Below are 23,623 nucleotides of genomic sequence, written 5' to 3' on the forward strand. Positions count from 1 at the left end.
CATCAAGCAATGCGGTCATACAGCGTAAGTATAGCATAACCCCTCTGAAGCTTCACACCGTTGAGCCTTCAGAAGCCAGGCTAACGGCGGTATCGGGCGGGAGTTAATGACGTCAATGTGGGATAGGGTGTTTGGTACGACGTTGGAACCGAATCATACACCTTATGACCGCTTCGCGAATGCCAGCGTGCGTTCGCAAAAACGATGAAGCTCCTGATCGTTGATTATTTCGGTCTGCCACGCGGGATTGGAGTCGTGATGAAACTTGTTCGTATATTCGAGGAGGTCTTGGAGTTCGTTCGCGTCAGCCTGGGTGAGAATTTGATTTTGTTGCCCGATGCGCTGCATGCATTTATTGAGGAACGGCCCCAACAGTGAGTCTGGAGGGAAGTCCTCGGGATAAGCGACGCGCATGAATGATTCCAGGATAGGCCGCAGCGACTCCGCAACCTCGCGTTCATCTGCGGCATTGTTAGAGCCAATATAATCAACGACCTTCGCATGCCGCTTGTCATGCTCAGTGATGGAATCCTGTTTTACATCCCACACAACCAAGTTCGACCCGTCGCGGTCGCGGATGACTTTGATGGCTGCCCGGCCGATTCTGTCTGACTTCTCCCACATGGCGCATAGAAATGGCCGGGAGTGAGAGAGAACAACCACTTGGGCCACCTTGCCAATGAGCCGGTACATTTCCTGGATGGTTGTAAGCGACCGGTTCTCATCCAAACTTGTCATGGGATCGTCGATAACAACAATCTTTTGGGCGAGCTGCGGATCGCGGTCAATTGAGGCAAAGAAAAACGCGAGGGCGAGCGTATTGCGATCTCCCGCGCTGAGCGTGTTCTTGAATGCGGGAGCGCCCGGATCGCCCGTGAGCGGTACCGCCACGTTGTCGATAATGACGTTGTAGGTGCAGGAAGAGCCGCCGCGATTGTTCACAGACTCGACTGCACCGAGCCGAAACCCTGCCCCAAACTTCCTCAGGTAATCGTTGATAGCTGCCTCATATGCAGGGAATACAGTCGCACGGTACGTTTCCAACGCCTCACGAGCTTTGTCCCGCAGACCTTCCGTAGCCTTCTTTGCCGCCTTCTCAGCCAGGTAGTCCGCGCACAGGGGAGCAACCGTCGGACTGTGCCGGGCCTCGGCAGCTTTGAGCTTTTCAAGATCGCCGGTGAGTGTCGCAACATTCGCCGTCGCGGCCTTTTCTTTCACGATCTTGATTTGCTCATTGAGCGCGGTAAGCGTCGACGACGTCGCTGCAACGGTGGCGCGAAGGGTGTCGTAGTCAGCAATTACCTTCAGCGTATCGGCAGAGAGTTCGTACGGCTCCAGCGGCGCCGATTTCTTCTTTTGCAGGTCGCCGTAAACCGCTTCGCGGGCAACTTTCCACGCGCGCGCAACAGCGGCAGTATCGACGGAGAAATCCGGAACGACCGTAAAGTCTTTCCAGAACTGCTTGCGTTGCTCCCACACGCGAACGTCTCGCTCGAATGCGGCGGGTACGTCGCCGTCGTGGGCCATGCGGGCTTCCCGGATCACGCGTTCAATCGATTGAATGAGCGCCGTGTAGCTCTCGCTGAAATATGCTTGGTAGTGCTTGATGAGTGGGGAGCCGCCCAAATCCTGTGCGCAGAACGGACACGCCGCATGATCGCTGGCGGCCGGGATGCGGTGCATACCGTCGCCGACCCAACGCTCTCCTCCTTCGCCGATGGCAGCGAAGTGCTTTTTCACAAGTTCGGCCGCTTTTGCCTCAAGGCCTGGAAGATCACGCTTTAGCAGTTGGTTCAATGCGGTGGTATCAAACGCCGGCAACGCGATAGCCGCAAAATCCTGTTCCCGGTGCACCTTATCCGATGCTTGCGCAGCGGAGAGACTGCGGGCGGCTGCGGTGATTGCTTCGGCTATATTCGGAACCACTTTCAAAGCGCAGAACGCGTCAACGGTAAGCGACCCGCGCGCGGCGGCCGGGATCGCATTTTCTCGCGCGCGGAGCTCCTTGTTGTGGTCCTCGACTTTGGCGGCATGGGCCTGGACGGCTGCATTCAGCGTCACGCCCTGCGCACCCAGGATGAGCTCGTGCAAGTTCTGCCGATGTCCGGCCTCGATATCGATTCCGGAGCAGACGTTCTGTGCCACGAACGCGTCATCGAAGATGACAACGTCCGGAAGCGTCGCCGACCATGCACCGTTCTGGAAGATGCACGGATTAACCCCGGCGACGTTTACGACAACGTGCGGAGCGCTGGTCGCGGTAAGGCGTTTGCGCTCAAGGATATGCTGCGCATTTCCGTCACTCAGTGATCGGAGGATTGCGGCAATGGTTGTTTTTCCACGACCGTTTTCGGCAAATACGAGCGTCAGTTTTGAGAAGGGAAGCTGTCCTCCCGCATTTACCGAATCGAATTTGCCGACATTACGCAGCAGCTGAATACGTTCGACCACAGACATAGCCCCCAACAGTAGATTACCAAACGCAAATAGCAAATCGGTGCGAAGGCAACCTACGTCAACCGCCGCTCCCATACAAACGACTTTCGACGATTCCTCGCGGACGGCCAAATCGCTCCCGGCTTTGCCTACGGATCGCCGCAGCGGCGATCTAGCTTCCGGGACGTTCGCGGATGCCCAAGTGCTCAAGAAAATGGTCAGCCCTGCAATGCCGGTATGTCATTCTCTCCCTTGAGCAGTTGGTTTTCCTTTTTGAGCTCCACCATCTTCAATTCTCGATCCATCATGAGGACATTCATACGGGTCAGCTCATCGACCGAGGTCTTCAATTTTTCTTCCATTGTTTTCTTCTCGGCAATGTTCGTAAACTCTAGAAAAATAGAGTCCTTCGACAGCACGTGTATTTGCGAATAGAAAGTCGCTTCGGGAAGTACGGCATCTCCGGGATAGTGCACTTCGCCCAAATCCTTGTTTTCACCTCGCTTCAAGATATCCGCGTATTGCTCAAGGAAACCCGTCGCGCGCAATCCGGGTATCATGTCGACTAAACGCTTACCTATCATTTGCTCTATGGTGAGCGTCATTCTCGTTGCTTCCAGGGCCGCGCGATTCATAGCGAGCGTGGTGAAGCTGGTTGGGTCTTCGGGATTTTCAAGTCGCCATACGGTGATGCCTACATGCAAGCCGTCGAAGATGTCTCGATACAAGTTTGGCATTGGCTCCATAGATGATGGAAAAATTGTAGCATGCACTGTTGATTGAACTGCTATTGATGTCAAAAAATAGCCAAACAGTCGCTCGCAATGGAGTTGGTCGATCTAATGCAGGTTAGATCGATGGGGAAGAGGTGGCGGCCGTGGAAAGCAAAGACGCGGCCTAGGAAGCGGCAGTGATAACGACGGCTATTCGTGGTGTGGGACAAACTCCGTCTACCTGTACGAAGTCTCGTCGTAGTTATTTTCGTCCTATTTCTGAGACGATTTATTCTTTCGGTGCCGCTTCAAAAGAGCACTCAATTGTTGCGCCCAACCATCTCGATGCTCAATTCGCTCGAAACCATCGCGAGGGCCTCTCAGAAGGTCGACGCGACTTCGGCGACTCAACGTCTCCCAACCCTCGAACATCACGTAGAGCGCATTTCCGTACGCAAGATTTTCGAAAGCGACGAAATCGTCTTCAAATTTTGCACCGAAGTACCGAAGAAATCCGCTTGTGCCAGCAATGTACGCTGCAGGTTTGTACCGTGCCATCACTTTCAGCCGTTCTTCCATGGTCTTTTTCTGGTCCTCGGTTATGCGGCGTTTGCCCAACAATATGCGTTTGACAACTTCATCGATGGTGCCTGGCGGCAGAATTTCCCAATCGACTCGTACAGTCGCCATGTATTCGGCAAGAGTGGCGGCGCTCGGGAAGACATCCGCCGCGCCGACGTTCTCTTGAAGAATATTCAAGTTGTAGAGAAGGTCCGCATCAAACGAGCTCGATCGCTTGCTCAAAACCTGATCGACGGCAAATTTCAAAACGTATTCGTCATTGGGAAGCGTCTCTAGCAGTTCGATCGAAAGCTCGACTTCTTTGGGCGGCAGAAAATCTCGCTGGTAGACCAAGCGAGTAGTCGAGTGAGTGTGCGAACCTTTTGACCAGTCACCCCAGTTCGGCGTTTCCCAAGTGTCTGTGCGCGTTACCTTTGGCAAATGTTTCAGGAGAATATCTTTGCCTTCAATGTTGGCTTTCGAGTAGCTGCCGGCGCTAGGTTTAGGCACGAATGGTTTCGGTAAAGTGAGCGACCCATCCACGAGCTTCACTCCCAAGGAAGCATATCGAGGGAGTTCATCGTGTTTTAGGCGTTTAACGCAAGCCACCACAATGTCATCCAATTCAAACGAATGTATCCGGTTAAGAGTATCCTGCGGTACCTTGCGAATATTTTTCTTCATATCGTCCTATGAAAATGTTCTGTCTGTAAAATCACGCGTGGCGTCCAGAGCACGTAGCAAGAGCATCGACACGTGGGCTCTGCGCGTGCTGGCCATGCTCTCGTCTAAAGGGATGTTGCGTATCTTCCACTGACTCGCCGGGGCCTCTGCCGAACCAATCGACAAAAAGAAGGTACGGCCGGGCGCACTCCTGTGCGTCAGTACATTCCGTATCTCTCGGTATTCCTTAAAGGCATTGTCGCCATAAATGCCTGACATGGATGCAACGATTGCGTCTCCTGGAAATGCCCTGGAGTATGCATCTATGGTTCGGGCTGGAGTTACGCGTTGCTGATCGGCAGCGGTCGTAAGGGGAAAGAGCGTCGGCTTTACCAATGCGCCGATTGCAAACATCCCATAGAAAAATGCCTCAAAAACTGAAAATCCATTGCTAAAGAAGCCAAATAGCGCTCGCTCCTGATTGTAGCGTTCGACCGCGGGCGGGGATGAACCATGTTTCTTGAGGGAGCCCGTGAACGTCTCCCCGTCGTCCACCAAGCTCAGATAACGATAGGAAATCGCGTTCCACGCGCCAGCAAAATGAATGTAGAGGTCGTTTTGGGTTTGGGCGAACGGTTGGATCCTGCGCTGGACAGCCTCAAACGACGCGACGGGAAAGTCGCGTGGCATAACGAGGCCATTTACGGAAAGCGGCTCAGCCGATTCGCTCATGGCGGGAGTATAGCGCGCAGCACTCATGTCCCGCCATACAGTCTGCCTTCAATCGTTTGCCGGGGCCGTCCGAATCGCTCTCGGCTTTGCCGCCGGATCGCCGCGGCACTACCGCGCGCAGGAAACAGTTTCGGTTCGACACTGATTCGGTTCCGGCCGCCATCTGACCGGCGCACCCACGCCGTGAACGGCATCTGATCAGTCAGTCCGCCCGGCTCCATCGGATGCAGTTCCGGTGCGAGTATTTTCGCGTCGGTGCTGCCGACGCGGAAGACGACGAGCGAGCCCGCGTTGCCGAGCACGGCCGCTCGCACGATCGCCGCGACCTGGTCAAGAAACTGGTTCACGAGAGTGAAGCGGAGTTTGAACTTTCTGCTTTCGCTGAGCAACGTCGCGAAGGTATCTGAGCTGAACGTCTGAAATTCATCGACGTGGATGTGAAAGGGAACACGATCCTCCGGCGGCAACGATCCGCGCTCCATCGCGATCAGCTGCAGGTGCGATACCAGAAGCGACCCGAGCAAGTTCGATGCCTGCTCGCCGATCGTACCCTTCGCGAGGTTCGCGATGAGGATGCGCCGTCTGTTCATTGCGAATGACAGATCAAGCCGGGGATCGAGCTGGCCGAGGATCACGCGCAGTTGCGGCGACGCCGCAAACTGGCCGGCCTTGTTGAGGATCGGTGCAGCCGCCTCGTTGCGGAACGCAACCGGATAGTTCGGGTATTCCTCGAACCAGAACCGTCGCGTCTCCGGATCGCGGACGCGATCAATGACGCGGGAGCGAAAGAGATCATCCGTGTACAGGCGGGGAAGATCGATCAAGGTCGCGTGCGGCCGGGAGATGAGCGCCGCGACGCCATGATAAAGGAAGTGCTCCAGGCGCGGGCCCCACGAGTCGGCCCACAGATGCCGGAAAGCCGATACGATGCCGGCGGTCGCGAGCGCGCGCCGCTCCGGCGCGATCCTAGTCGCCGGATTGAAGCCCACCGGCCGATCAATATCCGTCGCGTCGAGATAGCACACGTCATTGATCCGCGACGGGGGAATGGCATCAAGAATATCGAGCGCGAGGTCGCCGTGCGGATCGATCACGGCGACGCCCTGTCCGGAGAGGATGTCGCCCATGGCGAGATTGAACATGAGGGTCGACTTGCCGCTGCCGGACTTGCCGATGATGTAGAGGTGGCGCTCGCGCTCATCTGGCGAGAATCCGACGCCGTGACCGGCGGCTGTTGTCCCAACCGAAAAAGTCTCGTGTTCCATAGCGCCGCGCCAGCCCCCGGTGAAAACCTGTGCTGCGTGGCAGCACGCGTTTGCCGTCTGTGCACCGGTCAGTCTGGGTGTTGGACTGGTGCGGCTCGCCGAGCGACCTGTGGTGGGGTGTAGTCGGTGAACTACCCGGGGCTGTCGCCACGCCCTGAATGCGCGTGGATAGGTCCATTGTACCTCGTCGGCGTGCGACAGCCGTGTGTGCATTGGCGCTCACGCGCCCGTCAGAACGGGCGAGGACCAGGTCCGAGCTTTTGTAGCCCGCCCCCGCGTTGTCGGAGGCAAAACGCCGAAGGCCGTATCGGACGTGTTCGATAGCCCGGAGCGAAGCGAGGACTATCGTGACATGTTCGAAAACGGCCAAGGGAGACCCGGAGGGCGTTTTGTCGTACGGCGAAGCCGGCCGACCCCGGGCCGCCAGCCCGCCGGCTTACGCGCCCCACAGCGCGATGCCGGCCGCCGCCAGCCTCGATTAATGGGACATGCGTTCTAGCATGTCTTATCGAGGTGGCGGCCCGGGGTCGGGCGGCAAGCCCGACAACGCGGGGGCATATGAGCTTGTATTCACGCGATTTTCACTCGTCGCACAGGTACAAGTCAGTCGTACCCCTCTCGTACCGTTGACGATTGAATATAGGGATGGTGTCGCGGACTATTGGACGCCAGGTGTTCAATAGCCCGCAGTCGTTTTCGCGCGTTCTAACTCAGCGAGCCGCGACACGTACCGCAGTCGGTGGCGGCTCGAAGATCACGTTTACGTCCGTGCTGCCGCAGCGTGGGCACATGAGGCGGCTTCCCAGCCTGCCGAGAGGGAAGCGAAGGCCTTTGGCCCAAACCAGTGTCTGCATGTCGAGTTCGGCCTGGAAGTCGCACCGCTGGAGCCGCGTCGGCGTCTCCACGGTGCCACGGAGGCAGCGGGCGCGGACGCGCCAGCTGAGCCGATATGCCTCGCCGAGGGTCTCGATTGACATGAGAACAGAAAGAGAACAATATCGCGGCCTGGTCAAGATGGTGAGTGGCAGTCATGGCCGACATCACCTATTTCGTCGCGCTGCCATTCGTGGCGGCCGATGACGGTGTTGCGCCCGGTGAACCGGTCGAATGCCTGAGCGCGAGCGCTGCGATCTTGCACGCGGAGTATCTGTCGCGCCGGGAGGGTATCGTCGGATCGATCGCATTTAGTCGCAGCGGCGACCTATCCTCCGGGACGTTTGAGGACGCCCAGGTGCTCAAGAAATTCGGCGACGCGCCGGATGATTTGAGCGTTCTTTAAGGAGTATCCGTGTCCGTCGTTATCGATGATTGGTCTGACGGTGCCGGCGTTTCCTCTGGCACTAATGGAGGGGAATCGGAAACGGGCGGTGTGCTGGTTCCACCACCGTTCGATGAGCTGGCGTCGGATTGAGGCGGGTTGTTTTGCTGCGGAGCAGATGACCCCGAAACATTTGCGTTTTCTAGCAATGTTCGAAGCTGATCCTCATTAACGCAGGTCGAGCCGACGCACAGCTCGTTCGAGAAGTGGCCTGAGCCTGCAAAGAGGGTGGTGATGCCGTTTGTTGCACTGCCGAGCCACGCGACGAGCGTCGCCTTGAATGCATCCGAAAGATTCGCGATCTCCTTCACCCCTTCGAGTGCAAGCACGCCGAGGAGATCGTATTTCACCGACCATGCATCGTTGCCCATTATCGAAGGCGTTACATTCGGATCGTCGCTTCCCTTATTCACGGCCTCCGGGAAGATCGGATAGAGTTCCTGCGCGATGACACCAAGCTGAGTTGAGGTCGCCATCCCCGCTGTCTTCCAGTTGAAAGACACTGCGCGGAAGTTGCTCAACCTGTCGAGTACCGAGAGGGTCTGCACGTTGCTCTTGAGACGCGCGTCAGAGAGGCTCGACCAGAGAGTATCGCCGGAGTTCATCAATACGCCGTTGGTGCCGTTGTCTATCTGAATTCTGTCAGAGCTTGCGCTATTAGAAAGCATCTCCCACGTGAGCGCTCCGCTTTTGGTGAGTTTGAGTGTTGCGTTTGCTCCCGTACCGTTGATCTGCTGGGTGGTCGCGCCCGAACTATCGACGACAAGATTGTTCTGCGGCGTCGTGGTCCCGATGCCGACGTTGCCAGAGGTATCGATCAAAAAGCGACTGCCACTACCGACTTGGTTAATGCCAAACTTGCCTGTTCCTTCGTTTGAACCTGAGCCGAAAATATTGACTGTCCACTGTTGGGACGCAGTTGTGTCGCCAAACCTAATGGCAGCGCGGTTAACTCCTGCGGATGATTCACTACCGCTAAGCGTCAAGAGCGAATTTGGCGTCGTGGTGCCGATGCCGACATTGCCCGCATTATCAATCCTTAGTCTCTCCACATTGGTGGTTGTGTTGTTTGCAACAGTATGGAAGGTCATATACGTTCCCTGATTGGAAGTCGTAAATGCTTGACTTGCACTAAAGCGTATCTGCGCGCCGCCTGCACCATAGGCAGAGGTGCCGTCGTATCCGGTGCCATACAAAATACCGAGTAGGTCATCGGCGGCAGAGGCAGTTTTAGATGCGGCGGTACCGTTCGCGCGCTGCATGCCGAAGCTGTTCAGGTTCCCGTAGGAATCCAGAGTGATCCTGTTTGCAGTCGCGTCCGTGCCGAGCACATGCAAGTTCGTTCCTGAAGGAACTGTGCTGCCACCCGTAGTGTTAGTGCTTACTGTCAGCTTCGCGTCAGGTGTGGTGGTCCCGATGCCGACGTTGCCTGCCGCGGTAATGCGCAGCGCTTCGCTGCGGGTATTGCTGTTCGAAGTAATAAATGCCAATTCTGCAGAGACAGCTCCGCTTGTATGGCTAGTAAATATGCCGTCAATGGCAGCGCCGGTCTTGCTTGCTCCTACTGTATCAGTCGTCTTAAAGATCAGCTGTGCAAAAGAGTTGTTTGTAGTACTTTCGTTTTGGATGGACAGCGTTGTGTTTATGTTTTGCGCAGCCGTATACGAAGTTGCGTCGCTGCCGTTGATATGGAGAAGGGTACCCGGCGTCGTGGTGCCGATGCCCACATTGCCGCCATTGAAGTAACTGGAGCCGCCGCCATTAATTGATACGACGTTTGTATTTCCTAGACCGACGAACATTCCAATTTGCTGACCGCTCGAATCCCACAACCTTACCCAGCTCTGCTTTGAGCCGCTTGCGTTGCCGTACAGGTCGAATTTTGTGGCCGCGGTGCCGTCGCCAACTGTCAGCTTTCCATCCGGACTCGTGTTCCCGATGCCGACGTTGCCGGCGGAGTCGATGCGCATGCGTTCGCTGTTTGTGGTCCAGAACATAAGAGGCGAACTCGCGATGGTCCCCACGGAGAGGCCGCCGGTCAGACTCGTGCCCGCTAATACCACTGCCGAGTTTTGTATATTTGTGCCGCTTGTCGTAAACCCTGTACCCAGTACTCGCAACTTAAGACCAGTCCCCGCAGTGTAGCCGTTGCGGATATCAAATTCCGCAGCGGCTGACACTCCTGAATTTGAATTCGTCAGTGACGAAAAGACGGCGCCATTTGTTGATCCTTCGATACTGAAAAGATTGTCTGGCGTCGTCGTGCCAATGCCCACGTTGCCGCTGCCATTTATTACTAGCGCATTGGAACTAACTCCTCCGCCACCCGGTGCGTACACCTGCCATGCAAGGCTATCGTTGGCAGCAGTCGCGCTGTCAGTGTGAGTGAGTTGATATGCGTAGGCGCCCGAATTGAATATCTGGCCGGTCGAGACATTACGATTGATGCCGATTCCCAAACCAAGACCAAGTGATATTCTGTCTGAACCGTTTGTTCCAAAGCTTGCGTCACCAATGACGGAAAGCGGCTGTTGGGGCGTCGTGGTGCCGATGCCGACGTTGCCCGAGGAGTCAATGCGCATATTCTCTGTTCCGTTTCCCGCAAACGAAAGGTAGTTTGATCCAAAACCGACATAACCCATGTCGGACGCATCGACGCGGCGTTGGAGACGGTTTTCTAGGCTGTTGTGCGAGGAGCCATTCGCCGTCCTGTAGTCCAATATACGGAGGTATTCCCCGTTGGCGTCCACTGTGCTGAAGCGAGCAATCTCCGATGAGTTTCCGGCGGTGGAACCTGCCGCGGTTGCGTTTACTTCCAGCTTCGCACTCGGGCCGCCCGTGCCAATGCCGACGTTGCCGCTTGTTGCAAGGAAGATGGACGACGTTGCGCCGAGAGTGTTTGCGCCGTTGAAGTAGGGGAATTGCCCCGCGCTGCCGCCAACGGCTGTCAGTGCCGATGAGCCATTGCCCTGCAAGAGACCGGTGAGCGAAGTTGCTCCCGTGCCGCCGTTGGCAACCGTAAGAGCGTTTCCAAGTGACAGAGATCCGAGCGTGGCTGTGCCAACTATCGCGCTATTTGAAAAGAAATTTGTGCTCGATGCTGTCGTTGCAAAAAACGCCGTCGAGGTGCCCGCCGTTGCGGTGACGTTTGCAAACGCATTTAAACCGCTGAACGTGTTGCTTGCAAAGGTCTTTGGAACTGACGTTGATGCGGCGATGTATGAGTTCACGCGCATATCTTGGTAGTAGAGATTCGATCCTTCAGCAAGATTGCTTGTTGTCTTTGTCGCGAACCACGCGTCCGTGCTCGTGGTCGCCCAACGGAACTGGGTTGAATCCCAATACGCGACGGACGTGGTGCTGAAAAAGAAACCCTTGTCGTAGGTTGAGAGATCGTAGGCAAAGGAGCTGGTCGAGTGGAAGTTGTTCTGCGATTTGTAGAAGTCGGTGGAGGTGGTGGAGAACGAGAGGCCGACGGAGCTGAAGAACGCGGCAGAGCTGGTGGAGAAGAAGTTGTTGACGGATTTGTAGTAGTCGGCAGATGTCGTGCTGTAGAAGTAACCCTTGTCGATTAGGCCGAGCGATGAAGTTGAGAGACGGGAGTTGAAGCTTGTCCAATCGGTAGAGGCAAGGTAGCCGTTCGTTGTGCTGTTTGCTGATGTGATCGAGAGTGCACCTGCGCCGAACGAGAGAGGCCCGTTGATTGTCGCTGCGGTCACAATGCCGCCGGGGCCCGTGTAGAGCATCGAGTTCTGAATACTGGAAATCGTAAGATTTGAAGTTGAGGCAATACCAGTTGAGAGTGAGGTCGTGGTCGCGCCGGTTGCGGTGATGTTTTGGAATCCGTTCGTGGCGGTGTAGGTGTTGTTGGTGTACGTCTTCGGAACGGTCGTCGAGCCTGCGATGAAATTGTTGGCGCGTGTGTCTGTGTAGTACTTGTTATTGCTTCCCTCAGCGAGCGCGTCGGTGGTGGTGCCGGCAATCACGCCCGCGACACGCGCTGGCGTGAAGTATTGATTCGACCCCTCGGCAAGATTGTCCGTCGTCTTTGTTGCAAGCCACGCATCGGTCGAAGTTGTCGCCCAGCGAAATTGGAAGGAGTCCCAGTATGCCACCGAGGTTGTTGAAAAGAAGTATCCCTTGTCGTAGGTACTGAGATTGAAGGCCGCGGAGGTTGTTGAGAAGAAGTTACCCTGAGTTTTCCAGTAATCGGATGATGATGTTGCAAAGAAGAAGCCCTTACCGATGCCGTTGAGATATGTTTGGACACGAGGGTCGGTGTAATACTTGTTGCTCGTTCCCTCAGCGAGCGCGTCGGTGGTCGTTGCTGCAATAGCCCCGGCGACACGAGTTGGCGTGTAATACAAATTGGCTCCTTCCGCGAGATTGCTCGTGGACTTTGTAGCCAACCACGCGTCGCTGCTGGTCGTCGCCCAGCGGAATTGTGTTGAGTCCCAGTACGCGACTGATGTGGTGGAGAAAAATACGCCTCGATCCAAGAGCCCAAGGGTCGAGGTCGAGAGGCGACTATTGAATCCGACCCAATCGGCTTGTGATAGAAAGCCAGCCTGTGATGCCGATGCTTGTGCCACCTGAATGCTTGCCCCCGAACCAACCAGGGCGTTCGATCCGCCGGTAATCGTGAGGACGGATGAGCCGGTCTCGGTAAGGTTGCCGCGTGTGGATGTCGCGAGCGCGCCAGCACCGTTACCCAGCAGTACGGTATTTGCCGCGACATTGGCCCAGCCGATTCCACCGCTGGAAGGGGATAGAATCCCCGACACATCGGCGGATAGGTTGACGAGAGATGTCGCAACCGAGCCGTTTGTTGCTCTGAGCAAACCGGATAGCGCACCAATGGTAAATGAATTGGAGACGCTGATGTTTGTGGTTGATGCGTTTGAGACTGTTAGCCGCGCACTCGAACTCGAAAAAGCAAACGATCCGTTGCCAGCGAAAGAGCCGTTGTCATTAAATTGAACCTGAGTATCAGAACCCCCAACGGTGGATCCCGCACCACCTTGATCCGCGGCGCATAAAAGGTTGCCGCTTGCGTCTGTCGTGATCTTTCCGCCGTTTCCGAAAGAGCTGCACACGGTTGTCGTGAGGCGAAGGCCCCCCGAACCGACCACAAGCCCAGCTAGGGTCGATGTAGCGACGGTGTCGATCCGAAGCAGAGACGCACCACCCGCAAAAGTCGAAGTCGCCGAACCAGTAACAAAGAGGTTGGTTGTACTTGCTGTTGTAAAAGACGCATTGGTGGCTGTAATCGTATTTGATGTCAGGTTGTCGATTGTCGCGATTGCCGAATTGATTGTGTTGGAAATAACTCCAACGATCGAAGTCCCGGAAATCGAGCCACCAGTGATGGTCGGATTTTGAATTGTCGTATTCGACAGAGTGTCGATCCGACCAGCACCGGCGAAGCTGGAAGAACCGCCAGCAGCAACCTGCTGCGGAGTTGTCGTGGCGCTTTGATGAGAAAGGAAATTCTGGAAGGCTCGCAAGAGATCTGCGAACCTATCCATAATCTGCACCTGCAGGGCGACGGACTGTTGCGGAGTTGTGGGAGATGAACTAGCCGCCGAAGCCGATAGTGGCGCGGCGATGGCAACAACCAGTGCAATCGAAACGATCGTACGCAGGACCATATATGTAGGAATGGTACCGCACGGGTGCGGTACCACGAATAGGACACGTGGGGACGGGACAGCTCATTTCCCCTTGGTGAGACAAGAGCGACATTCCCCCCGGAGCCGACGCGATCCGCGCCGCGTGCACTGTGGGCATCGGTCAAGGCTGCGGAACGCACCCGGAGGGCCTGGCCTTGAGGGATGCGCAGACGTGCATGCTATATTCGCTGCCTTCAAATTCGTCGGCTCCTGGAAAGCAAGAGAGGCAGCCTAGGAAGCGGCAGTGATAGCGACGGCGAAGCCGGGACGCGACGAGACTGCAGCGCCGAGCCGGTTAAAAGGGCACCCGCAGGAGCGTCAGCATAGCGCCGCCACCGGCGGGACGCGGAATCGAGTGCCCCCGGCGAGGGGCACAATAGAATCGTCACCAGTTCGACACGTGCCATGCGGCAACGATCGTCACCGAATGGACGAGACCGACCCACAGGGGAGTAAGGGCTCGGTCGCGCCTGGCGCGATAGAGCGTGGTCAGCCGCTTGGCGGGAGCCGCCAAGATTGGAAAAGGAAAGACCCTCGCAAGGAGGGTCAGTATTCATCAGCGCGCATGATGGTGAGAACGCGGACTGTCTGAAGGGGATCGGCGGGATCTTCCGAGCCGCCCTCCATATCCTTCGCGTAGTAATCGATCTTGCCATAATATGTGATGCCGTCATGCTCGGTTCTGACGAAGTCATGCTCGTGGTGCGGATCGTTGTCGCGATGAAAGTCGTCGAACGTCCGCACCTTGGTGAGCAACGCCATCTTGTCGCTGTCGCTCAGCCCATCGACACCTTCCGTCACCACAACCTTGCCGCCAACAAACGATTTGCGAAAGGCATCGTTCAACTCTCGAATACGCGTCGTCTTGTCCATTGCCGCCTCCTCCGCACAAACGACACCCGACCATCAGGTGCCGGAGGATGCGGAGGAAGGTTTCAGCCGAATTCAATTGTATCAGGGCGGCCTGAGAAGCGCCTAAGTTCGCGACCCAGGAATCCAGAGGATTATTTATATTGCTGCAGCCAGGCAAACGCCTCTTGCTTGTCTGTGAAAACGCGAGTGGGCTGTGGCGGCTTGTTCAGCCCCATGTAGAGAGTGGCAGTAACCTTCGCCATCAAACTATTCGCAAGAATTGCGGTCGCCTTGATATTATGGGTGCCTTCTGAGGAGGTGTGGTAGGTACGAGCTCCAGCCGACATTGAAAGGAGGTTTGTACCATCGACAAAAACTGGAATTTTGACATCGCCAATCAATTCACGCAAGTTTGCAATGACACGTTTTGAGTTGTCTTCCTCGTAGATGGCGTTGGGCGTGAAAGAAAAGAAAAGGATGCCATCCTCAATCTTAAAAACGATCACGCCGATTGTCGTTTCTTGAACTTCAATATCCATGGGCTTCAGTATACATGCCGTGAACCGATGCCATTGTGTGTGAGTTGAAAGTTGTCCTCTGAGATACAACAGCGGATCGCGCAGATGCGAATGTCGTAAATCATTGTGCGGCGCTAACAATTTGGCTCAACAGAGCCATTCCCTGCCGAATGGCTCAAATAAGATTCGGCACGCAAAGATAAGGCCCGTCACGAAGACCGTGACGGGCAAGGGACATAGGGTCCAAGGGCAAAGTGCTGAGCCTCAAGCGGCCGAGGACAGTTCGCGAACCGCCAAGAAGCGGCAGTAACCGATCCAATCGACGCCCCACCAACTGAGGACGAGAAAGCGCTTGGCGTCGAGCCAGTTGAGGTCCGGCACGTGGCGAATGCCGAAGACCTTCGCGACCGAACCAAGGCCGATGATCGGGTACTGACGCTGCTCGTCGGGGTAAGCGGCTCCGAACGCAAGCAGGTGTTCGATCCTCGCCGGCTCCCAGGGGGTGTGCGGGTCGTCGGCTTTGATCGCCGCCACTGCGTCTTTCGACGAAATGTCGCGGCCGAAGTGGAAGAGCCTATTCCGGACCTTCTTGATGCCGGTGCCTTCGATGGGGAAGTATGCCGCGGTGATGCGGTCGTTCTTCCAGTCGTACTTGCCGGCCGCGATCATCGTTTCGAGCGTTTGCCCGAAGTCGATGGTAGTGACGAGGTCGGTGACGGTGTTGGTGTCAGGGTTCATCGAACCGCTCCTGTTGCTCTAGCGAGGGCCGATCATTCGGCCAGCGCATGAAGCAACGGAGGGTTGGTCTGGTCTGGCGGAATTGAATCACGGATTCCGAATCTGTAAATGCCGATCGACTGTGTGTTCACGTCGTAAATCAGATATTGTCCGACGTATCCGAAATGGCTTGGTTGAGCCATTCCCTGCTGATGGCCTAGACGTACCAAAACTTTGTGGTACGGTGTTGTCGCCCCACGGTTTGCCGTAAGCAGATCGTGCAGCTCACCGGCACGACGGATCACGGGCACCCCAAACTGAACGCGCTCCGCGCGTCTTCATCGTGCGATCAGATGTTTGAATCCCTTGGTTCCGAGTTGCTTCTTTCCGCGTGCATGTTCATGGGCGCGGCACTTTACACGTCCGTGGGACATGCAGGAGCATCCGCCTATATCGCTCTTATGGCCTTGTTCGGTGTTGCGCCCGCCGTCATGCGACCGACAGCCCTCGCGCTGAATATTCTGGTCGCAGGCTTCACGTCGTTCCGCTACCTGCGGGCGGACTTGTTCCGCTGGCGCACACTGTGGCCGTTCTTGCTGGGCGCCGTGCCGTTGGCGTTCGTCGGCGGCGCAATCCAGCTACCGGGCGCCTACTACAAACCAATCGTCGGTGTTGTTCTCCTCCTCGGCGGGGCGCGGTTCTTGTGGCCGAAGGAACTAAAGACAAACCGCGAGCTACATGATCCACCTGTTTGGATCGGCGTTCTCTGCGGCGCGGGTATCGGACTTCTATCCGGTCTAACAGGTACAGGTGGGGGCATATTCTTGTCCCCTCTCGTGCTGTTCCTTGGTTGGTCGGAAACACGCAAGGCCTCAGGAGTCGCCGCACTGTTCATCCTGTGCAACTCAGTCGCAGGCTTGCTCGGTAACGTTGCGATCGTGAAGGCGCTGCCGGCAGAATTGCCGATCTACGCGATCGCGGTTGTGCTGGGAGCAATCGTCGGCACCACGTTCGGCATTCGCTTCGCCGTCCCGATGATACTCAAAGCTCTAGGCGCCGTCCTAATCATCGCGGGGCTAAAGCTGATAGGTGTGTACTGAACGATGGGTACGGCGCGCGCCACACGCACCCTACCGCTCGCGCGGTTTAGTACAATAGATATTGTCCGACGTTGAAAATATGGCTCTGTTAAGCCATTAAATCGGTGTCGCCCATTCTAGGGCTTTGTTGAGCCATTTTGTGCTTGCTGTTGATACGCGATCGATGTGTCTGCATTCCCGTCCCCAATTTGAAAAATGTATTTCGCATTTCGTACTGCGTATTTTTGTTATGCGTATTTGTATATGAGTATTCTTATATAGAGAGACTGGCCGCTTTGGCCGCTCCAGTCCGGCAACTATGGCCGATCTAGACCGGCCAATTTGGCCGGTCAGCGTCGGCCACGTGAGCCGGGCTTCTGCACAGTCAGGAATAGTCGATATAGGTTCGTCTTTCCAAGGCCGCGCTGAACCACTTCGAGCAATTTGACCTTTTCAAGTTCGTCGAGGTACCGGCGAACACTGCGCTCTCCCGATCCCATGTCGGTTGCGAGTGTCGCCTGACCGGGAAAGCACGCATCATCACCCCACGCGTATTTGAGCAGCATCGCATAGGCGAGCTTTGCGCCGACAGAAATGTCGGCCTTGGTCAAAATGAAATTCGGAACCTGCGTAAAGCCCTGACGCGTAACAGGATCGGCTCCAACGAGCTCGATGTTTCGCTCTTTGAGGAGATCGCCTATGTGGCGGTTTGAGCCGGACTCCATGCGCACATTATACGCGCCAGAAATGTGAGATCGCTGCTTATCCCCTACTGCATTCCTTCGGTCGCTCGATCGACGCGCGCTTGATCTGAGCTGGGTCCGGAGCCGAGCAATGGTCCGAGCATTTTCTGCAAGCCTGCGATCAGATGATTGGTCTCGCGCGCGCGTTCGGTCAGGTCTTTGATCTGGTCGTTTTTCACTCCAACCTCGCTGCGAAGAAACGTGATTTCGTTGTCCTTCTCTTCTAGTCGCTTCTCTAGTTGTTCGACGTACTTCGTTTCGGCCGCTGTCGTAGCCAGTCGCTGCGCTTCGTCGCCGCCTGTCGTCCCTTGTCGCGACCGGTCGTCGGTGGTCGCTGTCTTCGTAGCAACATCTTCTGTCGTCGCTGTTGTCGCGACCGGTCGCGACAAGTCGCGACTAGTCGCGACCGGTCGCACCTCTTCGATGTACGCGATGTGTCGCGCCACTGATGTCGGTGTGATCATGTATCGTTCGCCGAACTGCGTCTCCATGCGGCGGCAATCCAGGTCACCCTTGGCGCAGTAGCGCTGAATCGCGCGGATGGTACGGGGGAAGCCGGCGTGTGCGTAGCGCTCTGCAGCCTCCTCGACTGAAAGGGTGAATTCGCTGTCGTCGGTGGTCGCGACAGGTCGCGACAGGTCATCGGTCATGGGTTGATGATACCGCCTCCTACCCAGCTCTCGGCGGTTATCCCCAGGGGTGGGCGTCAGATGACGATGCGCCCGCGCTACGCGCGATGTACCAGGCGCAAAAGTCCGCAATCGCAGCCAGCATGACCGGTGCGGAGATCAGAACGCGAATTTCGTCTGTCCTCGATCATTAACGGGGCGCAGTTTGGAGAAGGCAAGCAAGTCGGCGACGGAGCCGCCCTTGTCGCGCCAACCATAGAATGTATCCTCGCCGAGCAAGACGTAGTGCCAAGTCTTGCCTCTGCGCTGTTCGGGCGTCAGGCCGTTGATGCGGTCGCACCAAGCGACCGCGGCTTTGCGCTTGCGGACGACGTTCGGGCTGGTGAGTTGGCTTTGGGCCTTGGTCTCGACAAGGTATATGTGTTCGGCAGTCAGCACGAAGAAATCTGGCGAGTAGAAGGCCGGTAGGCCGTCCTCCTTAATGTAGCGGAGCCGCGCGAACGTGTGCTTTTGCTCGTTGATCTTGCAGAAAGCATCGACACTGGCATCGCGTTCGCAGGTTTCCATGAAAGCCTGTTCCAGCCCGCCGTTCCGGGACGGATATGACAGGCGCAAATAAATTGCCTTGTCCACGGCCAGCGACGAACTTTCGCGCATGGCAAGCTTTTGCACTTCTGACAGGCGGCGGTGCGCGACCTCGGCATCGGCAACGATGGTGCTGTCTTCGGCCTCAAGGATGGCGCGCGCCCATACCTTGATGATGTGTTCGGTTACGGGGTCGATCAGAAGAACGCGCCAATTCTCATCCTCAAGCGGATTCATGGGCTGGGCGAAAAGGTGCTGGCAGATATAGGTGTCGATGCCTTCCGCCAACTCCGCGCGATTGATTTGAATGTAGGGAAACTTGCTGGCGTTGGCGAACGCCTTGGAGCTGCTGGTCGTGTCGGTGAGCGTCACGGCTTCCGAGATGCGCCGGGTCACGCGGGCAAGATAGTCGTTGTACCCGGTGGCGGTCATGACCCCGCCATGGACGCGGTAATCGCCGAAGCGTGTCCGCGCCTGCACGTCTTCGGAATGGAATTTCTCACCCTGTCCGATCTGCTTTTTGAGCTGGTCGAGCGTGAACGATCCAAACGGAGGAAGACTGGTCGGGTCGAGGTGCGTGTCTTCCAACTCTTCGACCTGCTCACGCAGGATGAAGGGGATGGCGAAGTCGTATTGCTCGAATCCAGGACGCAACCCTACGGAAATCAAGTCGCCTGTTGATGTGTTGTTCTGATCGTCCTCGTCGTCGGCTTCGGCCGCAACACCCTCTTGAATCAATTCAGCATAGAAGTGCTGGAAGGCCGGATGCTCGACAATGGAAAGAATGTCGATCATGTTTGCCGGGGTCTTGCCCGCCCGGATCAACTGCCGGTTCTCGCGCTTGATGTCATCGTATTCGTTGCCGCGCCACATAAGGCGCAGGCCGCGCCCGATGGTCTGCTCCAGCAGGATGCCGGCGCTGGATGCGCGCAGTGGGACGATGACGCAGATATTGTTTACGTCAAAGCCTTCGCGCAGCATCAACACACTCACGATGACACGCGGCGACCTGTGCCGATCAACGTCGAACAGGCGCTCGCGCAATTTCTTCCAATCTTCGGCTTTCAATTCACCCTTGCGGTTTGAATCGACGCGCAGCACTTCATCATCGGCCAATCCCTCGCCCTTCATAAATTCGGCGACCAAAGGGGTGACTGTCGTGTCCTCGCATACCACGAGCATCTTCGGATACTTGTCGGGGTCGAGTCCGGCAAAATCGGTTTCCAGCTTGCGAAGCTTGGTCAGGCCCGCGCGCAGCATGATGCGCTGGCCCTCGGAAAGGATGGGATTGCCGTTCTCGTCGCGATCCGCCTTGAAGTCCAATTCTTCGTGACTGAGCGCGCCGATTTCGGATCGCTTATCCAGGACAAGGGATTTGACCAGACCGGTTTTCATAGCGGTCTTGAGGTCGAAATCGACCACGATGTGCGAGAAGTACGATTTGCGGCTGTTCTTGCCCGTGCCGACCTCATTGTACGGCGTTGCCGAAAAATCCACTTGCACAAAGCGGCTGCCCTTGGGTTCGGCGATTAGGTTCAAGCTCTTTTGCCACTCAACTTCCGTGACTTCGCCTTCTCGCTTGAACTCGTGAATGTGATGGGCCTCGTCGTTGAACACCATCAGTCCCGGTAAGTCCTTGAGATATTCAAGAATGCCGCCGCGCTCGTAGCGACGATTGAGGAGGTTAAGATCGTTACCCTGACTCGTGCCAGGAGTGAGGGGCAGAATGGCCTGCACCACGGCGGCAGGGTTGGCGGCCTCGCCGGGGGCGAGCACTTCTTCTTCATCTTCCGGCTCGCCTTCTTCGGATAGAACATGCCAGTTGGAAATGGCGATGATCCCGCCCGCCGTGACCTTGCGGCCAATATCTTCCTTCGCGCACACTGCCCCCTGCACAAAACGAAAGACTTCATCCCGGTATGCCTCCGGGATGAAAAGTTCCTGGAAAATCGCAAGGTCGGAATTGGCGAAGTCGCGCTTACCTTCGCGCTCCTTGCCCATAAAGGCATCGAGCAAGCGGTCATAGACGATGAGGCCAGGAGCGACGACCAGAAAATTCTTCGTATAGCGTGGATTGTTCAGCGCACGGGCAGCATTGAGAATCTGCCAGACCATGAGTGCTTGCAGCACCCATGTCTTACCCGTGCCGGTCGCCATCTTGAGGCAGTATTTTGGATAGGCGTTTTTCGGTGCGCGGATGATCTCGGAATCCCGTGTGCTGGTGAGCATCACGTCGGGCGCAGCGATCTGATAGAGGTCTTGCAGCGTCGATATGCCCAGTACCTCGTGGGCATAGATGACATTCAGGATCGCCTGACGCTGGCCGGGATGGAAATTGAAGCTGCGCGTGTCCTGAAACTCGGACTGGAACCACCATTTCAGAAGCTCGGCGGTCGTTTCCGAAACCTGCTCAAGAATCGGCGCTCGCCCCAATTCAAGACCGACGCAAGCTTCCTCCACCTTGACGGTAAGGCCCTTGGCGAGCGAAAGATCATTGATGCTCGCCATTACGCCACCTCGATGGTTGCTTCGGCCTCAAAGCCGAACACGTCAACGACACGCACGCACACGCGGCGCGCCCCTTCCTTCTGGGGCAGCCCGACAAGCCGCGCCGTAGTGACGATGCGGTGTGGGTCGCCGTCACTTTCGACATTGCCGCGATAGTCCTGCCAAGCGGACCGGAACACCTCTCCATCGTAATCTGGATCGACGCTCCAATACTCGATCAGGGCCAAGGGATCTTTGTTGATGACCCTCTGCAATTTTTCGCGGCTGGATTCGTCGAGGTTCAGCGCCTCGGGCGTCAGCAGCACATAGTTGGCGATGGAAATCGAAAGGGACTCGCCGACTTCCTGCTTTTCGCGCTTGACTGCACCAAGTTGGAGATATTGCAGCGATGAAAACCGCACCTCCTCGGCCTTGAGTTTGTGGCCTTTCTTTTTCAGGCGGTCGAGAAGGTCGGGCGGGATCACCAGAACCTCAAGCCGCTCGCCTTGACCAAGCGCCTCGATGTCGTGGCCGATGGTTGGCGAGAAATTCCAGCCAAGTACCACCACCTTGTCCCATCCGCCCATGAGATTGTCACGGATTTCGATGGCTCGGCGTAGCGTGGCAAGACCGGTCATCTTGTTCGGGCTGTCGGCCAGGACAAGCGTCTTGCTTCCCTGAACGCGACCCATGTTCTTGTTCGGGTTTTCTTCGATGGGCAACGGCAGCGCACCGTAGAGTCCAAGAACTATCTCGGCCAGGTCGCCAATACGAAACTTGCTGCCCATGGTCGAACGCAATTGCTCAACCTGATAGTCGCCGATGTGCTGATACAGAAAAGGTTTTGCGTCTTGGTCTATCAGCCGCTTGCGCGTCACCATGCAAGCGGGCTTACCAAGGTCTCCAACGAGCCAACGCCGATTCAATCGCTCGGCGACAGCGGCCGTCGTTCCGGAGCCGCAGAAAAAATCAGCTACTATATCTCCCTCGTCTGTAACTGAATTTATTATTCGTTCCAGCAAGGCACCTGGTTTCTGGGTCGGAAACTTTAGGCGTTCTTCTGCTTGCGAATTGATTTCAGAAATATCCGTCCAGAGATTTTGGACGGGCATTCCTTTCAATTCGTCGGCGAAACTCTTGCGACGAAGCCGACCAGTGGGATTGTCAGGAAAGTGCAGCTTTCCTTCCGCGTCCCATTGCTCCATTTTTTCTTTCGTAATCATCCAACCATTTGGCGGAGATTTATACCCCTTATAATCGTAAATTAGATTTGGGCGATAAGCAGGATTGACCAAGCTGGTCGGCTGATATCGTCGCCCGTTCTCGTCAGTGTTTGTGAAGCGCGATCTAATGTATTCTTGGTATTCATTCGAGTCCTTGTTGTATTGCACGTTAAATTTCGCATCGTCGGTTTTTGCATAAAAGAGGATCGTATCTGTGCATACACCAAATTGATTTGAATCATGCACGGCGCTGCTCATGCCCACTCGGCGCTTCCAAATTATCTCGTTTCGGAATTGATCCTTTGAAAAAACCTCATCGAGAAGAATCTTGACGTAATGACCGACATGCCAATCAATGTGAACAAATATGCTTCCGGTATCGGCTAGCAGTTCTTTAAGCAGGAAAAGGCGGGGCGACATCATGCGCAGATAAGACGCCGTCCCGTCGCTCCATGTGTCGGAATAAGCGAATTGTTCCATTGCAGCCGGCCCTTGCTGTATCTCAGCAGAGGGAAGTTGAATCTTGGAGCTATAATCGGCCTTACTATCAAATGGAGGGTCGATATAAACGAGGTCGATCTTGCCCCGTATGGACGGAGTGTGGCCGTCACCTGCCAACAACGCAGCCATCGTTAGCAGATTGTCGCCGTAGATGAGCCTGTTCGACGCGACATTGGTGGCGTTGGCAGCAGGCTTGGCGCTCGCTTTGAAGAGGTCTTGCCAGTTGGTGTCCTTGGACGGGATGACCAGTTCCCGCGTTTGGAGTCCGAGGCGGTAATTGCTCTCGGCCCTCTCCATGACACGCTCGGCTTCCTTCTTGCCGTCCGCGACGATGGCGGGCAGCTGTTCCAGCAGACTTTTCATTCCAATGCCCCTAACCCCTCAGATTCGTTTTTCTGCTTTATGCACCGGAGCCGCTGCGGGCGGATCGGGCGCTTTCAATCGCTCGTATTCCTCGATCGACATGACCACGACGACACCCCTGCCATGCTTCTCGATCGTGACTGGTTCGGCCAGCGCTGTATCGATTAAACGGCCAAAGCCGTTTTTCGCATCCTTCGCGGACATGATTTTCATCGGAGTGCCCCAGTCCGTTGACTGCGCACACAATGGACAAAATAGCTACTTTTGTGAAGCGCAACGGGGAGGAAATCCGTGGACATTGCATCCCCAGTGCCTGGCTGTACCTGATGAGTTCGGCGTTATGCGGTTTGTTGGACGGGTCGCTGATGGTCGCGGCATACGTCGGTTTTGGGAAAAAGAAAACGCCGCTTAATCGAGCGGCGTGGCCTCACGTTCAACGTCGGCACATACCAGCGCTCTGAACTCCGGCACGGTGAGTGCTGGCCCTTCGTAGAAGCGGCCATTGATATTCATAAAAGCACGAAAGGTAGGGCAATACTTCTTTGACCTGGTGCATAGTCGAGACG

General features: G+C 56.1%; 16 protein-coding genes. 2 read left to right on the forward strand and 14 right to left on the reverse strand.

Annotated features, from left to right (window positions below; all coding sequences use genetic code 11):
* Positions 1-162: 162 nt before the first annotated feature.
* From V1283_RS40385 to V1283_RS40405, 5 genes are all read right to left on the reverse strand, one after another.
* Positions 163-2,457, reverse strand: coding sequence for an AAA family ATPase (locus tag V1283_RS40385; RefSeq protein ID WP_334392132.1), 2,295 nt, complete (start codon positions 2,455-2,457; stop codon positions 163-165).
* 197 nt (positions 2,458-2,654) lie between these two features.
* The gene (locus tag V1283_RS40390) at positions 2,655-3,164 is read right to left on the reverse strand and encodes a hypothetical protein (RefSeq protein ID WP_334392134.1); all 510 of its coding nucleotides are present in this window, start codon (positions 3,162-3,164) and stop codon (positions 2,655-2,657) included.
* A gap of 258 nt (positions 3,165-3,422) precedes the next feature.
* Entirely contained in the window at positions 3,423-4,394 is a 972-nt protein-coding gene (locus V1283_RS40395) for a hypothetical protein (protein WP_334392135.1), read from the reverse strand.
* 6 nt (positions 4,395-4,400) lie between these two features.
* Positions 4,401-5,132, reverse strand: coding sequence for a hypothetical protein (locus tag V1283_RS40400; protein ID WP_334392137.1), 732 nt, complete (start codon positions 5,130-5,132; stop codon positions 4,401-4,403).
* Positions 5,129-6,583 carry a type IV secretory system conjugative DNA transfer family protein gene (locus V1283_RS40405; protein ID WP_334392138.1) on the reverse strand — a complete coding sequence of 485 codons (1,455 nt, stop codon included), beginning with the start codon at positions 6,581-6,583 and terminating at the stop codon, positions 5,129-5,131. Before V1283_RS40405 ends, V1283_RS40400 begins: the two co-directional genes overlap by 4 nt.
* Before the next feature lie 817 nt (positions 6,584-7,400).
* On the opposite strand from V1283_RS40405, the gene V1283_RS40410 reads away from it, so the two are divergent.
* Positions 7,401-7,649, forward strand: coding sequence for a hypothetical protein (locus V1283_RS40410; protein ID WP_334392139.1), 249 nt, complete (start codon positions 7,401-7,403; stop codon positions 7,647-7,649).
* Here V1283_RS40410 and V1283_RS40415 read toward each other — a convergent pair.
* The 4 genes from V1283_RS40415 to V1283_RS40430 form a co-directional block, all read right to left on the reverse strand.
* A complete protein-coding gene (locus V1283_RS40415; protein ID WP_334392140.1) occupies positions 7,646-13,339 on the reverse strand; it encodes a tail fiber domain-containing protein in 5,694 nt (1,897 codons plus the stop codon). The genes V1283_RS40410 and V1283_RS40415 overlap by 4 nt on opposite strands.
* 567 nt (positions 13,340-13,906) lie before the next feature.
* Positions 13,907-14,233 (reverse strand): DUF3768 domain-containing protein, encoded by a 327-nt coding sequence (locus V1283_RS40420; protein WP_334392141.1) that lies wholly within the window; start codon positions 14,231-14,233, stop codon positions 13,907-13,909.
* 131 nt (positions 14,234-14,364) lie between these two features.
* Positions 14,365-14,751, reverse strand: coding sequence for a DUF7793 family protein (locus tag V1283_RS40425; protein ID WP_334392142.1), 387 nt, complete (start codon positions 14,749-14,751; stop codon positions 14,365-14,367).
* A 243-nt stretch (positions 14,752-14,994) separates the two neighbouring features.
* On the reverse strand, positions 14,995-15,468 hold the full coding sequence (locus V1283_RS40430) for a hypothetical protein (RefSeq protein WP_334392143.1): 474 nt from the start codon (positions 15,466-15,468) through the stop codon (positions 14,995-14,997).
* 332 nt (positions 15,469-15,800) lie between these two features.
* Between V1283_RS40430 and V1283_RS40435 the strand changes: the two genes are divergently transcribed.
* The gene (locus tag V1283_RS40435) at positions 15,801-16,547 is read left to right on the forward strand and encodes a sulfite exporter TauE/SafE family protein (RefSeq protein WP_334392144.1); all 747 of its coding nucleotides are present in this window, start codon (positions 15,801-15,803) and stop codon (positions 16,545-16,547) included.
* A 329-nt stretch (positions 16,548-16,876) separates the two neighbouring features.
* On the opposite strand, the gene V1283_RS40440 is transcribed toward V1283_RS40435, so the two are convergent.
* The 5 genes from V1283_RS40440 to V1283_RS40460 form a co-directional block, all read right to left on the reverse strand.
* Positions 16,877-17,251 (reverse strand): helix-turn-helix domain-containing protein, encoded by a 375-nt coding sequence (locus V1283_RS40440; RefSeq protein WP_334393349.1) that lies wholly within the window; start codon positions 17,249-17,251, stop codon positions 16,877-16,879.
* Between the two features lie 44 nt (positions 17,252-17,295).
* Positions 17,296-17,919 carry a hypothetical protein gene (locus V1283_RS40445; RefSeq protein WP_334392145.1) on the reverse strand — a complete coding sequence of 208 codons (624 nt, stop codon included), beginning with the start codon at positions 17,917-17,919 and terminating at the stop codon, positions 17,296-17,298.
* Positions 17,920-18,057: 138 nt separating this feature from the next.
* Positions 18,058-20,991: a DEAD/DEAH box helicase gene (locus tag V1283_RS40450; RefSeq protein WP_334392146.1), complete on the reverse strand. Its 2,934-nt coding sequence runs from the start codon at positions 20,989-20,991 to the stop codon at positions 18,058-18,060.
* Complete coding sequence (locus tag V1283_RS40455; RefSeq protein WP_334392147.1) at positions 20,991-23,057, reverse strand: site-specific DNA-methyltransferase; 2,067 nt, start codon at positions 23,055-23,057, stop codon at positions 20,991-20,993. Before V1283_RS40455 ends, V1283_RS40450 begins: the two co-directional genes overlap by 1 nt.
* 18 nt (positions 23,058-23,075) lie before the next feature.
* Positions 23,076-23,270: a type II toxin-antitoxin system Phd/YefM family antitoxin gene (locus V1283_RS40460; RefSeq protein ID WP_334392148.1), complete on the reverse strand. Its 195-nt coding sequence runs from the start codon at positions 23,268-23,270 to the stop codon at positions 23,076-23,078.
* Between the last annotated feature and the right edge of the window lie 353 nt (positions 23,271-23,623).

Origin of the sequence: Bradyrhizobium sp. AZCC 2262 (assembly GCF_036924535.1) — a bacterium.
Taxonomy (GTDB): domain Bacteria; phylum Pseudomonadota; class Alphaproteobacteria; order Rhizobiales; family Xanthobacteraceae; genus Bradyrhizobium.

Excerpts from the sequence above, each read along its gene's own strand:
- V1283_RS40415 (WP_334392140.1), bottom strand. The coding sequence starts at position 13,339 with ATGGTCCTGCGTACGATCGTTTCGATTGCACTGGTTGTTGCCATCGCC.
- V1283_RS40400 (WP_334392137.1), bottom strand. The coding sequence starts at position 5,132 with ATGAGTGCTGCGCGCTATACTCCCGCCATGAGCGAATCGGCTGAGCCG.
- V1283_RS40395 (WP_334392135.1), bottom strand. The coding sequence starts at position 4,394 with ATGAAGAAAAATATTCGCAAGGTACCGCAGGATACTCTTAACCGGATA.
- V1283_RS40460 (WP_334392148.1), bottom strand. The coding sequence starts at position 23,270 with ATGAAAATCATGTCCGCGAAGGATGCGAAAAACGGCTTTGGCCGTTTA.
- V1283_RS40385 (WP_334392132.1), bottom strand. The coding sequence starts at position 2,457 with ATGTCTGTGGTCGAACGTATTCAGCTGCTGCGTAATGTCGGCAAATTC.
- V1283_RS40455 (WP_334392147.1), bottom strand. The coding sequence starts at position 23,057 with ATGAAAAGTCTGCTGGAACAGCTGCCCGCCATCGTCGCGGACGGCAAG.
- V1283_RS40410 (WP_334392139.1), top strand. The coding sequence starts at position 7,401 with ATGGCCGACATCACCTATTTCGTCGCGCTGCCATTCGTGGCGGCCGAT.
- V1283_RS40445 (WP_334392145.1), bottom strand. The coding sequence starts at position 17,919 with ATGACCGATGACCTGTCGCGACCTGTCGCGACCACCGACGACAGCGAA.
- V1283_RS40450 (WP_334392146.1), bottom strand. The coding sequence starts at position 20,991 with ATGGCGAGCATCAATGATCTTTCGCTCGCCAAGGGCCTTACCGTCAAG.
- V1283_RS40440 (WP_334393349.1), bottom strand. The coding sequence starts at position 17,251 with ATGGAGTCCGGCTCAAACCGCCACATAGGCGATCTCCTCAAAGAGCGA.
- V1283_RS40435 (WP_334392144.1), top strand. The coding sequence starts at position 15,801 with ATGTTTGAATCCCTTGGTTCCGAGTTGCTTCTTTCCGCGTGCATGTTC.
- V1283_RS40405 (WP_334392138.1), bottom strand. The coding sequence starts at position 6,583 with ATGCACACACGGCTGTCGCACGCCGACGAGGTACAATGGACCTATCCA.
- V1283_RS40425 (WP_334392142.1), bottom strand. The coding sequence starts at position 14,751 with ATGGATATTGAAGTTCAAGAAACGACAATCGGCGTGATCGTTTTTAAG.
- V1283_RS40430 (WP_334392143.1), bottom strand. The coding sequence starts at position 15,468 with ATGAACCCTGACACCAACACCGTCACCGACCTCGTCACTACCATCGAC.
- V1283_RS40420 (WP_334392141.1), bottom strand. The coding sequence starts at position 14,233 with ATGGACAAGACGACGCGTATTCGAGAGTTGAACGATGCCTTTCGCAAA.